This is a genomic window from Vibrio sp. Isolate34, assembly GCF_022397915.1.
Classification (GTDB): domain Bacteria; phylum Pseudomonadota; class Gammaproteobacteria; order Enterobacterales; family Vibrionaceae; genus Vibrio.
Window position 1 is genome coordinate 39,031 of record NZ_JAKEUO010000011.1, and the last position, 15,299, is coordinate 54,329.

Sequence of the window (15,299 nt, forward strand, 5' to 3'; positions counted from 1 at the left end):
CGATATCTCCGTGAATTGGAAAGCCAAAGGTGTGTGGTTGTTTACGATTTTGTAACACTTTGTAAGATGGTTTTTAGCGCATTGTTCAAACGTTTCATTTCTTCGTCACATCCATGGCCATCAGGATGATAGATTTTAGACAGTTGTTTGTATCGAATCTTGATGCTTTTCTGGTCAGGTATTGAACTCGGTGTGTACCCAAATAGAGCGCAAGCTACTTGCAAATGACTCAGGCCTTTGCTGTTTTTTTGCTTCTTCAATTCGTGATAAATGGTTTGAAGCTGACGCTTTTGCTGCTTAATGGTGAAATCCTTCGAGCTAAGCTGCGCTTCAAGCGTCTGTTGTTGCTGATTTAATTCACCAGACTTTAGAACCTGTCTCTTTCTCGAGATCACCAGAGTCGCGCTGATACTCACGACAGCAATCAGTAAGGCCAGCGCAGCACCAATCATATAGTCAGAGCTAGTTAGGTTAGAACTGGAGAGATTAGAGCGTGAGGCTTGGTCAGGTAGCATTTGGTTAGATTGCATTTGGCTAGATTGTACTTGCTGAGATAACCCCTGACTGTTGTCGATTTCAGAGTCGATGCTGTCATCGAGCTTTTCTATTGAAGAGATCTGCTTTGCACGTTGCTGATTGAATTGTGCTTCTAGAACGCGGTTGTAGCCATCTTCTGCATTCGGGTTGTCTTTTAAGGCAGCTTCATACCATAACTGCGCAGCATCTAAAGGTTGAAGGAGTTCCTTATTAAGTGAGGATTCGTAGATCTTTGCTACTTCTAAAGGCGCTTGCTTGTTGCCTTGCAGTGCCGCTTTGATGAACCACTCTGAGGCTTGTTTGTTATCTTGCTCGACACTTGTACCTGCCAAGTACCACTCGCCGAGTTTAAATTGCGCATCTGCATTGCCATTATTTGCAGATTGCGAGTACCAATAGAATGCGTCTTTGATGTTTTTCGGCACTTCCGTTCCCAATTCATACGCTCGGGCCAATTGGTATTGAGAGGCAGGGTCTTGAGGTTGTGAATCTACTGACAGTTTAAGGCTACTTTCTGCATGAACCAAATGTGTCGAGAACAACTGTATCGTGGCAAAGATGAAGGCAAGAAGCAGAGTTCTTAGAGGCGATGATGACAGAAAGTTGGATAGGATAAGCAAAAGATAAGTCTCGTAAAAAAGCCCAGTGCCAATATATCAGTATGAATCCACTATAACGCTATCAATTAGTCACAGCTATTAATTAAGTCGTACTGCTTTTGATTTGCGATACGACTTAACTAATCGTTATTAACAAGTTGAAGCAATATAAAGCGGCTTTATGATTTAGTTATCTTTTTAGCTGCCTGTGCGCCGGCAACTGGTCGATTAACAGACAGTTTACGACCTTTTTTCAGACCAACTTCATAATCGGCGGTGAGGTTTTTCATCGCTTCTCTGAGTTGTTGCTTGAAGGTTTCGCGGTCGATATTTTTGAATTCTTTATCAATGTAGTTATTGATCTTGTTGTTCGACTCATCGTCTGGAGTAATGGTTGGCAGCTTTTCAAGCGCACCTTCAACCCAGCCAGAAACAAACGAGTTCACACGACGTGTCACTTCTAAAGAACTTGTGCCAGAACCTGCAAAGCTATTTCTGAATTGGCCTGTGTGCTCATTCAGTTCGCGATAAATAATATCGAAAGCGAAGGCAGCGAAGATTGCGCGATCGGCTTCACCAATAAACTCAACACGCTTGAGACCTTTGTGGTTTAGCAATACGGCTTCTACGCCAAACTTGGTGTTGATACCGCGAATAACACGCAGCAGTGTAGAACTGATATTTGCAGGTAACAGGTGAGTGGATTGAGTTTTCCCCATCTTGATAAATTCAATATCGTCTTTTTCGAGACCATATTTCAGCATCAAGTTATGCGCCATTTTTATCGCGTTGGCAGCTTCATTGACGTTCGCAGAATTTCCAAGCTCAAGACACTTGGCAATTTTCTTTAGGGCTTTTTTCTTATCCATCGACTACTTAATCATTACCGCAAATTTTTAAAAGTCCGACATTTTACATGTTTTCGTGGGTAACAGAAAGGCAAAACTCGTTTGAGGTGCAAGTGATGTGGTTAAGATAGGAAAGTAAAAGGCAGCTTGGTTACATAAACAAAAACGCCATCAAGAAGATAGATGGCGTTAGTGACACAGTTTTTTAGAATGACTAGAGCATTCGCAAACTAGATACCTAGTTCATCGAGCAGATCTGCTGCAGAGTCGTTGCCTGAGCTTTGTGCTGGCTTGTTCTCTTCCTGCATTTTTTTCTGAGTCGCTTCTAGGATGCTGTCTGGACATTCGTCTTCCGCAATTTCAAATTCTTCCAATTGGATGAATTCTGTCTTATCCATCGCAAGCTCGAGGTAGAAGATGTTGTTGTTTTGAGTCGAGAAGGTAACACGACGAGCTTGTGGGCGATCCAGGTTGGTATCAACAGAAAGGTTTACTTGCTTGTTCAGTGCTAGCATCTTTGGTTGGTTCTGAGTGATGTTGGTTTGTAGCTCTTTACGGATTTTATTGGTGAAATCACCCACCAGTTGGTTCATCAATTCGCCCAATACATCGCCCACTTCGTCAGACGTATGCAGCACGGCTAGCTCATTTTCAGGCATGCCCATGTTACGCATGTAATTGGTATAGATCTCTAGTGCGGCTTTCGACGTAAAATTGATAACAACAAGACCAGAAAAACCGCCGTCAAAAAGAACAAAACAACCGAAATCTGGCTTCAGACTTGTCTTGTTGATCTTTTGAACCATGGCTGAATAGGACACCTGAGAAGCCGTCGCTGAAGTGAGTACGCTTGAGACTGATTGGCATAGCTTAAGAAGAATATCTTCAGTTGTGACTGTTTTGTTTTTTTTCATTGTGATGTGCTCATGGAGATGTCTTAAACAAAATGTTATTCAGTATATTGCTACCGAATTAAGACGAAAGTGACTATTTCTCCATTCTTGCACTGAGATTCTGATTTGATCACCTTTTTATATGATCTTAATAGTAGTAAAGTGACGAAATTCAAAGAAAATTATTAAAAATCTCAGATAACCCAATGCTGATAGGATCAGCGAAGTAGGGGCAGGAAGCAAATGTTACCAAGACTTCAACTCAATGCTGATGTCGATCCAGTTGTTGTACGCTTTTTAGATGAACTAAAAACAGCGGGCTTTACTGGCGACATTGAATCTCAATATTCTAGCCGTTTGGCTGTGGCGACTGATAATAGTGTCTATCAGCAATTGCCGCAGGCGGTCATCCTTCCTAAAACAACTCAAGACGTTGTGCTGCTCGGCAAAGTGGGTTCTAAATCTGCTTACGAACGCGTGACTTTTTCCCCTCGTGGCGGTGGTACCGGAACCAACGGACAATCTTTAACAAAAGGTGTCGTGGTTGACCTTTCTCGATACATGAATAAGATTCTTGAGATTAACGAGAAAGAAGGCTGGGTAAGAGTTCAGTCTGGTGTCGTTAAAGACCAATTGAATGATGCAGTTCGCCCTTATGGTTATTTTTTCTCTCCTGACCTATCAACCAGTAACCGAGCAACCTTGGGTGGCATGATAAACACCGATGCTTCTGGCCAAGGGTCATTGAAGTATGGCAAAACGTCTGATCACGTGTTGTCGCTGCAAGCGGTATTCGCAGACGGTTCATGTCTAGAATCTGATTTATCACACGGCTTGCCCGCTGAAGGTGAATTTGCTCACCATGCGCTTTCGGTAACTGAGGCTGTTTGTCGTGACAAGCGTGCTCAAATCCTAAATAAATTCCCTCCGTTGAACCGCTTCTTAACTGGTTACGATCTAAAGAATGCAATCAACGAACAAGATGACAGCTTTGACCTGACACGTGTCCTGTGTGGCGCAGAAGGTTCTTTAGCATTCATTACAGAAGCAAAGCTGAATCTAACGAAGCTTCCAAAAGCTCGTACACTGGTTAACGTGAAATACAACACGTTTGATTCTGCACTGCGTAATGCACCGTTTATGGTGGAAGCGAAAGCACTGTCTGTTGAAACGGTAGATTCACGAGTATTGAACCTAGCGAAGCAAGACATTGTTTGGCACACCGTGAGCGATTTGCTGACTGATGTTCCAAACAAAGAGATGCTTGGCATCAACATGGTTGAGTTTGCAGGCCAAGATGAAGCGGAAGTTGAACAACAAGTTCAAGCGCTGACGGCACGACTTGAAACCATGGTTGAAAGCGAAGAAGCAGGCGTGATTGGCTTCCAAGTGTGCAGTGATTTGGCGAGTATTGGCCGAATCTACAACATGCGTAAGAAAGCGGTGGGTCTATTAGGTGCGGCGAAAGGCCGAGCTAAACCGGTCGCTTTTGCTGAAGATACCTGTGTTCCACCGGAAAACTTGGCGGACTTCATTTCTGAATTTAGAGTGCTGCTCGATTCAAAAGAGCTGAACTACGGCATGTTTGGTCACGTTGATGCGGGCGTATTACACGTTCGTCCGGCACTTGATCTGTGTGACCCGATGCAAGAAGCACTGATGCACGAAGTCTCTGATGAAGTGGTTAAGCTGGTGGCGAAATACGGCGGCTTGATGTGGGGTGAACACGGTAAAGGTTTCCGTTCTGAATATGGGCCAGACTTTTTTGGTGAAGAGCTGTTTACTGAGTTAAGACGTGTTAAAGCAGCGTTTGACCCGCACAACAAGATGAACCCAGGCAAGATCTGTACGCCTTTAGAAAGCGACGCTGAATTGGTGAAAGTTACCGATACTAAGCGTGGCTTTTATGATCGTCAGATCGACGTACAAGTTCGTGATAGCTTCAAACAAGCCATGGAATGTAATGGTAACGGTTTGTGTTTCAACTACGACACGAGCTCGCCAATGTGTCCTTCAATGAAAGTCACGGCTGACCGTCGTCATTCACCTAAAGGCCGTGCTGGTTTAGTGAGAGAATGGTTGCGTCAGTTAACGGAGCAAGGCATCGATATTCTCGATTTAGAGCAAGAGGCGCTGAAGGACAATACGCCGGTTAAAACCATGGTGGAACGTGTTCGCAACACGATGAACAAACGCCATGAGTACGACTTCTCACATGAAGTGCACGAAGCGATGAACGGCTGTCTTGCATGTAAAGCGTGTGCGAGCCAATGTCCGATCAAAGTTGATGTGCCGAGTTTCCGTTCTCGATTCTTAAATATCTATTACTCACGTTACCAACGCCCGGCGAAAGATTACTTGGTGGCAAACATTGAAACCATGCTGCCACTGATGGCGAAAGCGCCAAAAGTAGTGAATGCTGCATTGGGTCAAAAGTGGGTTCAATCTGCAACAGCGAAAACGGTCGGTTATGTCGATGCACCATTGATGTCGGTGCCTACGCTAAAAAATCGTTTGGCAAGTAAAGAGCTGCAACTATTCGATATTCAATACTTAGAAGGGCTTTCTTCGGAAGAGAAGAAGCAGCATGTATTGATCGTCCAAGACCCGTTTACTAGCTTCTATGATGCAGAGGTGGTTGAAGACTTCGTTACCTTGGCTCAGAAGCTTGGCAAAACACCGGTGTTATTGCCGTTTAAACCAAATGGTAAAGCACTGCACATTAAAGGCTTCTTAAGTCGTTTTGCACGTGAGGCTAAGTCGACGTCTGATTTCTTGTCGATGGTCGCTGATATCGGTATTCCTTTAGTGGGTGTCGACCCTGCACTGGTGCTTTGTTACCGAGATGAGTACGTCGAGATCTTAGCGGATAAGCGTGGCGACTTTGATGTGCTCACCGTGCATGAATGGTTAATGCCATCGCTCGATGATTTTGAAGCTCGTTCTGCAAGTGAAGAAATGTGGTACTTGTTTGCCCACTGTACCGAGAAGACCAAGATGCCAAACGCTGAAAAAGAGTGGGGCGCTATCTTCAAACACTTTGGTGCTGCACTTACCAGCGTTCCTGTCGGCTGTTGTGGTATGGCGGGTACCTTCGGGCACGAGGTCGATAAGCTGCAAATGTCGAAAGATATATACGGTCTAAGTTGGAAGCCAAGGATGCAAGACTTACCAAAAGAGCGTTGCTTAGTGACGGGTTATTCCTGCCGAAGCCAAGTGAAGCGTTTTGAGGGTGAGAAGCTTGCCCATCCATTACAGGCGCTCGCAAAAATTCTTTAAACTATTTAGCCCAGCAATTGCTGGGCTTTTTTCTAAACTAACAATGGAATTGTTAATAAGGAAAGCTATGAGATTTCTTGAGTTAAAAGTACCTCCGGTTGCTCTGTTTATATTGGTAATTGTTGCGTCTTATTTCTGCGCTCAACAACTAAGTACGGCGGCAATAGCATTGCCTTATAAGCTCATCGTTTTAGGTGTTGGAATCGCATTGAGCGGCGTGGTCGGATTATCTGGAATATGGGAGTTTCGAAAACAGAAAACCACCGTTAACCCGATCAAAGTTGAAACCGCCTCGGCAGTCGTGGACAGCGGCATTTTCGGCTACACCCGAAACCCAATGTATCTAGGGCTGTTCATTTTACTATTCTGCGTTGGCTACTACTTCCAAAACATCTTCAGTATATTACTCAGCTTCGTATTCGTGATTTACATGAATCAATTCCAGATCAAGCCAGAAGAGCGTGCCCTAGAGCAATTGTTCGGCGCTGAATATATTGATTACAAACAAAAGGTTAGGCGTTGGATTTAATGCCTATCTGAGCACAGGTTTGAGTGGTTTAGTGTAGTCAAAACTGAAAACTAAAAAGCCCAGCTTGAGGATATCAAGCTGGGCTTTATTGATCTTGTTCTAGAGCTATTTACATCAAGTGGTGTAAATAAGAGTGCCGATTAAGCGGCTGCTGCGAACTGAGCTAGAAACATCTCTTTGCGCTCGTTGAAGCGGTTTACTAGGTCGTCTACAGAAGCTTGGTCGTATGGCTTAAGGCCACTTGCTACCATGCGCTTCACGCCTTTACCCACGACTTCGCCATCTTCTTTGAAATCGAAGTTCAGGGTCACGATGCCACGTTTGCCTTCAACGTCAAAAGTTGCACCGGAGAATTCAACTTCAGGGTGAGATAGGTCTAGGCGAGTAAATTCAACTTCCATGCTCTCGTAAATCACAAGAGGGCGTTGGCAGTTGATCATCATTTGCTGCTCTTCCATAAGAGGAACCATGATGTGTGGAAAGTTCATACCAGAGAACTTAACGTAGTTCGTTACTACATGCTCAATGAATGCTTGATCGTGGCTTTTCTCACCTTCACACGACATGTGCAGGTACTCTTTGCCTTTCTCGTCAACCAGTGAGCTTTCTTTTTCACACTTGTTATCAACGCTTAGCGCAATACCGTTACCAACCATACCTGAAAAATCAAAACGCATTTTTTGGCTGATGCCTTCTTTTTGCAGGAGAACTGCAAACAAAAGATCACCAGGCACGCAGAAGCGCTTGTTGTCTTCATCGTGAATTGGGTTGAAGTCAGCAGCTACTTTTTTAGCAAAGTGGCTAGCTTGTTCACGAGTGAATTGAAATTGATTGTCTTCAGTAGAAAAGTAAGGTGTCAGAAACATAGTATCGCTATTAGTCATCAAATCTGGGGTGGATTATAGCTAACTAACTTCGTTCTAATGGTCTATCCAGTTAACTTTGCTTATATATCAGTCGATTAGATAAATACGTTGGATGGTATGTGACGATTTTGAGGGGGTTTGAGGTGAATAAGGACTTGGATTCAATGCAACAAGGGCTAATCAATAGCCCCTGTTTATATGACGAGTTATTTCGTTAAACCTTAGAAGCTACACAGTAGGCCTTCTGGCATTAGATGGTTATGCACTGATAACTTGAGCAGTAGATTTGCTTGCTCGATATCAGGTGCGAAGTAGCGGTCTTTGTCGTAGAAGCTGACTTTTTCACGCAGGATCTGTTTCGCTTCTTCTACTCGAGGTGAAGAGAGGCTTGGCGCTCTAAAATCCAATCCTTGCGCTGCTGCTAAATACTCAACCGCCAAGATTCCACGAGTGTTCTCTGCCATGTCACGAAGACGACGACCCGCAAAGGTTGCCATCGATACGTGATCCTCTTGGTTAGCGGACGTTGGCAAGCTGTCTACAGAAGCCGGGTGAGCCAGTGTTTTGTTCTCGCTTGCCAATGCCGCAGACGTTACCTGAGCAATCATAAAGCCTGAGTTCACGCCGCCATTATCGACCAAGAAAGGTGGAAGTTTGCTTAGTGCACTATCTATTAGCAGTGCCATTCTTCTCTCTGACAAGCTACCGATCTCTGCGATGGCTAACGCAAGGTTATCCGCAGCCATTGCGACGGGTTCTGCGTGGAAGTTACCACCAGAAATGATGTCGCCATCGTCAGCGAAAACAAGCGGGTTATCAGATACTGAGTTCGCTTCAACGTTTAACGTTTCTGCTGAATTACGGATCTGCTGTAGACAAGCGCCCATCACTTGAGGCTGACAACGCAGCGAGTAAGGATCTTGAACCTTTTCACAGCAAGTGTGTGATTCACCAATCTCACTCTTTTGATCAAGCATATGGCGGTAAGCAAGGGCTGCATCCATTTGGCCACGATGACCACGAACGCGGTGAATTCGAGGATCAAACGGGCGACGACTACCTAGCGCAGCTTCAACAGACATAGCACCACATACCGTTGCAGACGCGAATAAATCTTCTGCTGCGAATAGGCCTTCTAGTGCAAAGGCCGTTGAAGCTTGTGTGCCGTTTAGTAGCGCTAAACCTTCTTTCGGTGCGAGTGTGATTGGCTCAAGACCTGCGATCTTCATCGCTTCCAGACCAGTAATGATTTTGCCATTGTGTCGAGCTTGGCCTTCACCAAGTAAAACGGTACTCATGTGGGCGAGGGGAGCAAGGTCGCCAGATGCGCCTACTGATCCTTTCTGTGGCACACATGGGTAAACCTGCGCATTCACTAGATCGATAAGAGCATTGATCACCTTGAGTCGGATACCTGAGTAGCCACGAGACAAGCTGTTAATCTTCAGTACCATCATCAAACGCACGGTTTCATCAGACATGAATTTACCGATGCCCGCAGCGTGAGAAAGCACGATACTTTTCTGTAGAACTTCGAGATCCTCTGGTGCAATCTTGGTGTTCGCTAGTAAGCCAAACCCAGTATTGATGCCATAAACCGTGCGATCTTCAGCGATCACTTGTTCGACAACCTGCATGCTCGCTTCAATATCTGGAATAGCCGCTGGGTCGAGTGATAAGTTCACAGGGCTACGGCTAATTTTGCGAAGTTCAGGTAGGCCTAGAAGTCCTGGTTTAAGTAATAAATTCAACATGTTTTCTCCAGACATTAAAGGCGACGAAGTTCTTCGTTTAGCATAGGTAAATCAAGTTTCTGTTCTTTCGCACACTGCTTAGCAATGTCGTAACCCGCATCCGCATGACGCATAACGCCTGTCGCTGGATCATTGTGAAGTACGCGAGCAATACGTTGCGATGCATCTTCAGAACCGTCACAACAAATCACCATACCTGAGTGTTGCGAGAAGCCCATACCAACGCCGCCGCCGTGGTGTAGAGAAACCCAAGTTGCGCCGCCTGCTGTGTTTAGCAGTGCGTTCAATAGTGGCCAATCTGATACGGCATCTGATCCATCCATCATGCCTTCTGTTTCGCGGTTAGGGCTTGCAACAGAACCTGAATCTAGGTGGTCACGACCAATAACAACTGGTGCTTTCAGCTCACCATTTTTCACCATTTCATTGAATGCTTGGCCTAAACGTTCACGGTCTTTCAAGCCAACCCAACAGATACGCGCCGGTAGACCTTGGAACTGAATGCGTTCACGCGCCATGTCTAGCCAGTTGTGTAGATGTGGGTTGTCTGGAATCAGTTCTTTTACTTTCTGGTCTGTTTTGTAGATGTCTTCTGGGTCACCAGACAGCGCAGCCCAACGGAATGGACCGATACCTTCACAGAACAATGGACGAATATATGCAGGAACGAAACCTGGGAAATCAAACGCGTTTTCTACGCCTTCTTCTAGTGCCATTTGACGAATGTTGTTGCCGTAGTCCACGGTTGCAGCGCCGCGATATTGCAGGTCCAGCATCGCTTGAACTTGAATCGCCATGGACTGCTTAGCTGCCTTCACGACTTTTGCTTCATCAATGGTGCGCTCTTGTGCGGCTTTCTCCATCGTCCAACCCTGAGGCAAGTAACCATTCAGAGGATCGTGGGCAGAGGTTTGATCAGTAACGACATCTGGTGTGATGTTGCGCTCTACTAACTCAGGGAAAACATCCGCAGCGTTACCTAGCAGGCCAACAGAAATAGGTGTGTCAGACTCTTTAATAATAGCCATCGCTTCATCTAGGCTGGTGGCTTTCTTGTCTACATAACCAGTACGCAGGCGGTAATCGATTCGTGATTCATCGCATTCAACCGCAATCATTGAGAAGCCAGCCATGGTAGCTGCAAGAGGTTGAGCGCCACCCATGCCGCCAAGGCCACCTGTAAGTACCCATTTACCTTTTGCTTCGCCTTGGAAGTGTTTCTTCGCGATAGCGACAAAGGTTTCGTAAGTACCTTGAACGATGCCTTGTGAACCGATGTAGATCCAGCTACCTGCGGTCATTTGGCCGTACATCATCAAGCCTTCTTTATCGAGCTCGTTGAAATGTTCCCAGTTTGCCCAGTGTGGAACAAGGTTCGAGTTAGCGATTAATACGCGAGGTGCGTTTTTATGAGTCGGGAACACGCCTACAGGTTTACCAGACTGAACAAGTAATGTTTGGTCGTCTTCTAAACGCTCTAATACTTCAACAATCTTGTCGTAACATTTCCAATCACGCGCAGCGCGACCAATACCACCATACACAACCAGTGCATGTGGGTGTTCTGCCACATCAGGATCTAGGTTGTTCATTAGCATACGAAGGGGTGCTTCTGTTAACCAAGATTTTGCGCGCAAAGTGGTGCCATAAGGTGCGCGAATTTCGCGAGTCGTGTCGAGACGAGGGTCACTGTTGTGGTGTTCCGTCATTTTGAAATTCCTTCTGTTTCACGTTATATCGTTGTAGTTGTAGTTGTAGTTGTAGTTGTATTTATCTATTTATCTATATAGCTGGCTTATTCACTGGCCATTGCACGGGCAATATCCCAACACAAACGAGCCGCCAATCGAGCCGTTTGGCCATCAACGTCATAGTCTGGGTTGTATTCCGCAATGTCCGCGATAATGAGTTTTTCGCTGTGTTGGAAAATCTGTTCTAGAAAAGGAGCGAGCGCTTCATAGCTCACGCCTCTTGCCGCTGGTGCACTTACGCCCGGCGCAGTCGCCGCTGGGAAGACATCGAGATCAATAGTGAGATAGAGGTAATCACACTCAGCGATGAATTTTTGTAACTTAGCCAGTTGGGCGACTTGGTTTACTTGAGTCATGTTGCGGTCGTGTTCATACCAAACGCCTAGTTGGTCGGCTTTGTTGAATAGCGCTTTGGTATTACTAGCTGCGCTAACGCCAAGACACGCGTAATGAAATGGCCACTGGTGTGCATGGCAGTAATCACTAATTTGGTTGAATGGCGTGCCTGAGCTAGGTTTAACGTCGGCGATGTCGCTTTCAAATTCACGAAGATCAAAGTGAGCATCAAAATTAACGATGCCTATCTTAGGTTTGTGCTCTGGTTGAGTTCTGTGAAGATGTTCAGCGAGGCCTTGGAAAGAAGCCCAAGCCACTTCGTGACCACCGCCAAGGGTAATCACTTTGTTGGTTGATAGAGCATTGGTAATCACAGCAGCACACTGTTTTTGGCTGACTTCTAATTGACCATCGTTACATTCAACATCACCAAGATCAGCAATATGTGTATCACTGTGCCAAGCCATGTTGGCTAACGCTTGGCGAATAAGGTTAGGTGCTTGTTTCGCGCCCACGCGTCCTTTATTTCTTGCAACACCTGCATCGCTAGCAAAGCCAACCAAGGCGATAGCATTCTTGGACAGTTGGTCATTCAAATCGCCATTTTTGACTTGGCTGGTGATGTGATGAACTCGGGTGCCAAGTTCTCCATCTTCAAGGTCATTACGTCCCGTCCATACAAAGTTGTGAGTAGTGGCTACTGTATTAGTGCTGTTGGATTTAGATTGAGTCATGACATACCTCGCCATTAACAATGCGTTTATGCAAATGAGGTACGCCAACTTGATAGCTTAGATCTGCAGGGTGCTCGATATTCCAGATAGCCAAATCAGCGGCATAACCGACTTCAATTTTGCCTCTGTTTTGCGACTCGCCAATGGCAGCGGCTGCATGGCAAGTCACCCCACGTAATGCCTCTTCTGGGGTTGTGCCAAACAGAGTGCAGCTCATGTTCATCATCAGTGTTAAATCCGCAAAAGGAGAAGTGCCGGGGTTTAAATCGGTCGCAATTGCCATTGGGATATTGTGCTCGCGAAGTAGGGCAATTGGTGGCTGTTGAGTCTCTTTCAAGAAGTAGAAAGCGCCCGGTAATAAGGTGGCGACTGTACCTGATTCCGCCAGCGCTTTTACCCCGGTTGCATCTAAGTACTCAACATGATCAACAGAGAGTGCGCCGTATTTTGCTGCAAGTGCGCTACCACCCATATTCGAAAGCTGTTCTGTGTGGCCTTTAATCGCTAGTCCGTGTTCTTTGGCTGCTGCAAATACACGTTCGGTTTGTTCTAAATTGAAGCCGATAGATTCGCAGAACACGTCAACTGCATCGGCGAGTCCTTGCTCTGCGGCTTTAGGAATGATCTCTTGGCATACCAGATCGACGTAACGATCGGGTTGTTCTTTATATTCTGGTGGTACAGCGTGTGCTGCGAGTAGCGTGGTGGTGATCTTAATACGACGGTGGTTTTCTAAGGCTTTAGCAGCACGTAACATCTTAAGCTCGTCATCAAGCGTTAAGCCATAGCCAGACTTTACTTCAACGCTGGTGACACCACTTCTTAGCAGGCCGTCTAATCTAGGCAGCGCCATCTCAACCAGTTCGGATTCTTGTGCGGCTCGTGTCGCCGTTACCGTCGCTAAAATACCACCGCCTTGTTTTGCGATGTCGGTGTAGGAGACACCATTTAAACGTTGTTCAAATTCATTGACACGATTACCAGCAAACACCAGATGTGTGTGGCAATCAATCAGCCCTGGTGTGACGAGCTTGTTTTTGCAGTCGTAGATGATGTGATCAACAGAGCGGCTAGCACTCGCCGTTTCACAATGAAGTGACTCATCGCTTGAGTGTGACAGGGATACGATCTTACCGTTCTCGATAACGATATCTTGCGGGGAAGAAGGTTGATAACCGTCAGTTCCCGAGCTCATCGAGACCACTCGTGCATTTTTGAGGATCAAATTCATAATCACCTAGATCTTTGCTAAACAATAAATGTATATACAAATAAATAGGATAAATACTGACCCGAATCAAGTTGATGTTGCAAAAATGTGATCGACGATCAGGATGATATTCTTTAATCTAAAACGATCTTAGAGCTTAATTTGTACTTAGAGCCAGGGTGGTAGAGTAATGCAAAGCTGATAAGGCGCTCCTTGCTCCATGTTCTTCTATTAAGAAGCAAGCAAGGTTCTGATTCCGTTAGCTTTAGTGCTTGGCGGATGTTGGAGTCTGGAATTATGGCTTCGACCGTGTGTTCAATCGCACTCAACGGGCAACTTTTGGAAAGGTATTCATTTGGCGTTGAGGTTGAAAAATCTTGTTTTAAGTATTGGGGAGCCGCTTGTGAGTTTACCCAGCGAGCTTCTAGCTGTATCGGTGTGTTGTCGGCGAAGTGGATGATTTCACTATAGAAGACTTCCGCATTGATCATCATACCTAACCGTGTAGCGGTGCTTTCATCAGCCTTGATACTATCGTGTTTGATCACTTGGCTTGTGTAAGTTTGGCCACGGTCTTTGATCTCTTGGGCGATGTTGTTGATATCAAGTAGGGGAGATTGCGCTTTTTCCTCTGGCTCACACACAAAAGTGCCCAGTCTTGGCTTCCTGATGAGCTTGCCTTCAGACACAAGATCTCGAATTGCCTTATTCACCGTCATTCGACTCACATTGAACTGCTCTGTGAGTTCGAGTTCGGTGGTAATTTGATAACCCACCGGCCAATGACCATTGCTAATCTTGTCGTCTATGAACTGTTTTATCTGAAGGTAGAGCGGCGCTTTCGACATAATGAAACCTTATTTGACTATACAAATAGAGTAACGGATTTTTTCACGATTTCAACATTTCCTCGGGCAATGTGGCCTTATTCAATATAGATGGGGCAAATTGCTTGATTCTGTGAGGCAAGTGTCGCAAATTGTCACGCAATAACTATTAGTAAATCAGATAATTAGAAAGGGAAATAATATGTTTAAGAAATTAAAGGCCTCGTTGGGCATCGGTGCAGCAAAAGTTGATACCGTCTTAGATAATATTGACGTTTTCCAAGGTGGCGAGTTGTCTGGCAATGTTCACATCATGGGTGGCGACGTTGAGCAACAAATCGACCTGATCAACTTAGTTCTCAACACAGAAGTGAAAGTCGAAACAGAAGACAGCACCAGTTACGAAACCTTTTCACTCGGTCGTATTCAAGCTGTAGAGCCTTTCGTTATCCAACCGGGCGAAACCAAACTGGTTCCATTCCGTCTAAAACTGAATGATGAAACGCCAGTCACTGCGTTGAACGCACAAATGAATCAATGTCATGTGTGGGTAGAAACCAACTTAGATATCGGCTTCGCGATTGACCCTAAAGACCGCGACTTTATCTCCGTTCATCCACTGCCAACAGTCGCTAAAATCATCCAAGGTGTCGAAGCATCGGGCATGGCAATGGTGAAAGCTGATGTAGAGAAGGGCTTCTTGAAAGGCAACAACTTTGCTTCACGTTCGGGTTGTTACCAAGAGATTGAATTTCGCAGCGGCGGCTTCATGAATAACAAAGAAATCGAGCTGTCATTCATCGTAGATGGTTCTATGGTTCACTGCTTAGCCGAAATTGACCGCTCACTGAGCTTCCGCGGTGACCAATACATCTCATTCAGCCTGCCAGCTAATGCAGCTGACTCAGATATTCGCAATGCAGTTTCAAGAATCATGAGTGCGTAGTTACCTCTCTGTTAGTAGTCGCTTTGTCTAATAATAAGTACAATATGACTTCTAAAGCCGAACTTAAACGTTCGGTTTTTTTGTATTGTAGATAAAGCCAACGAATTACTGATTGAGCTATGGGTTAGGCGTTAGAAGGATCTATTATAGAAGAGACATTTCAGTCATATAGTTTTGTGGTGCTGCGGGA

The 15,299-nt window shown here is 45.4% G+C and carries 12 protein-coding genes; 3 read left to right on the top strand and 9 right to left on the bottom strand.

Translation table 11 applies throughout. From position 1 onward, the window contains the following. Positions 1 to 41: 41 nt before the first annotated feature. From L1D22_RS13140 to L1D22_RS13150, 3 genes are all read right to left on the bottom strand, one after another. On the bottom strand, positions 42 to 1,157 hold the full coding sequence (locus L1D22_RS13140) for a J domain-containing protein (RefSeq protein WP_239830127.1): 1,116 nt from the start codon (positions 1,155 to 1,157) through the stop codon (positions 42 to 44). Positions 1,158 to 1,315: 158 nt separating this feature from the next. Next, on the bottom strand, positions 1,316 to 2,005 hold the full coding sequence (locus tag L1D22_RS13145; protein ID WP_239830128.1) for a DUF2786 domain-containing protein: 690 nt from the start codon (positions 2,003 to 2,005) through the stop codon (positions 1,316 to 1,318). Positions 2,006 to 2,214: 209 nt separating this feature from the next. Continuing rightward, complete coding sequence (locus L1D22_RS13150; protein ID WP_132763326.1) at positions 2,215 to 2,898, bottom strand: DUF3334 family protein; 684 nt, start codon at positions 2,896 to 2,898, stop codon at positions 2,215 to 2,217. A 222-nt stretch (positions 2,899 to 3,120) separates the two neighbouring features. Between L1D22_RS13150 and L1D22_RS13155 the strand changes: the two genes are divergently transcribed. Together L1D22_RS13155 and L1D22_RS13160 are read left to right on the top strand one after the other, a co-directional pair. Further along, positions 3,121 to 6,156: an FAD-binding and (Fe-S)-binding domain-containing protein gene (locus L1D22_RS13155; RefSeq protein WP_239830129.1), complete on the top strand. Its 3,036-nt coding sequence runs from the start codon at positions 3,121 to 3,123 to the stop codon at positions 6,154 to 6,156. A 67-nt stretch (positions 6,157 to 6,223) separates the two neighbouring features. Then, positions 6,224 to 6,685 carry an isoprenylcysteine carboxylmethyltransferase family protein gene (locus L1D22_RS13160; RefSeq protein WP_239830130.1) on the top strand — a complete coding sequence of 154 codons (462 nt, stop codon included), beginning with the start codon at positions 6,224 to 6,226 and terminating at the stop codon, positions 6,683 to 6,685. A 140-nt stretch (positions 6,686 to 6,825) separates the two neighbouring features. Here the strand turns inward: L1D22_RS13160 and L1D22_RS13165 are convergent, their stop codons facing one another. The 6 genes from L1D22_RS13165 to hutC form a co-directional block, all read right to left on the bottom strand. After that, entirely contained in the window at positions 6,826 to 7,551 is a 726-nt protein-coding gene (locus L1D22_RS13165) for a DUF3581 domain-containing protein (RefSeq protein ID WP_010438254.1), read from the bottom strand. Positions 7,552 to 7,772: 221 nt separating this feature from the next. Further along, complete coding sequence (gene hutH, locus L1D22_RS13170) at positions 7,773 to 9,305, bottom strand: histidine ammonia-lyase (RefSeq protein ID WP_239830131.1); 1,533 nt, start codon at positions 9,303 to 9,305, stop codon at positions 7,773 to 7,775. Positions 9,306 to 9,319: 14 nt separating this feature from the next. After that, positions 9,320 to 11,014 (bottom strand): urocanate hydratase, encoded by a 1,695-nt coding sequence (gene hutU / locus L1D22_RS13175; RefSeq protein ID WP_239830132.1) that lies wholly within the window; start codon positions 11,012 to 11,014, stop codon positions 9,320 to 9,322. 86 nt (positions 11,015 to 11,100) lie between these two features. After that, complete coding sequence (gene hutG / locus L1D22_RS13180; RefSeq protein WP_239830133.1) at positions 11,101 to 12,126, bottom strand: formimidoylglutamase; 1,026 nt, start codon at positions 12,124 to 12,126, stop codon at positions 11,101 to 11,103. After that, positions 12,113 to 13,357 (bottom strand): imidazolonepropionase, encoded by a 1,245-nt coding sequence (hutI, locus tag L1D22_RS13185; protein WP_239830134.1) that lies wholly within the window; start codon positions 13,355 to 13,357, stop codon positions 12,113 to 12,115. The genes hutG and hutI overlap by 14 nt, the downstream gene beginning before the upstream one ends. 113 nt (positions 13,358 to 13,470) lie before the next feature. Then, positions 13,471 to 14,184 carry a histidine utilization repressor gene (gene hutC / locus L1D22_RS13190; RefSeq protein WP_239830135.1) on the bottom strand — a complete coding sequence of 238 codons (714 nt, stop codon included), beginning with the start codon at positions 14,182 to 14,184 and terminating at the stop codon, positions 13,471 to 13,473. Between the two features lie 181 nt (positions 14,185 to 14,365). On the opposite strand from hutC, the gene L1D22_RS13195 reads away from it, so the two are divergent. Next, on the top strand, positions 14,366 to 15,109 hold the full coding sequence (locus tag L1D22_RS13195) for a sporulation protein (RefSeq protein ID WP_239830136.1): 744 nt from the start codon (positions 14,366 to 14,368) through the stop codon (positions 15,107 to 15,109). Positions 15,110 to 15,299 lie beyond the last annotated feature (190 nt).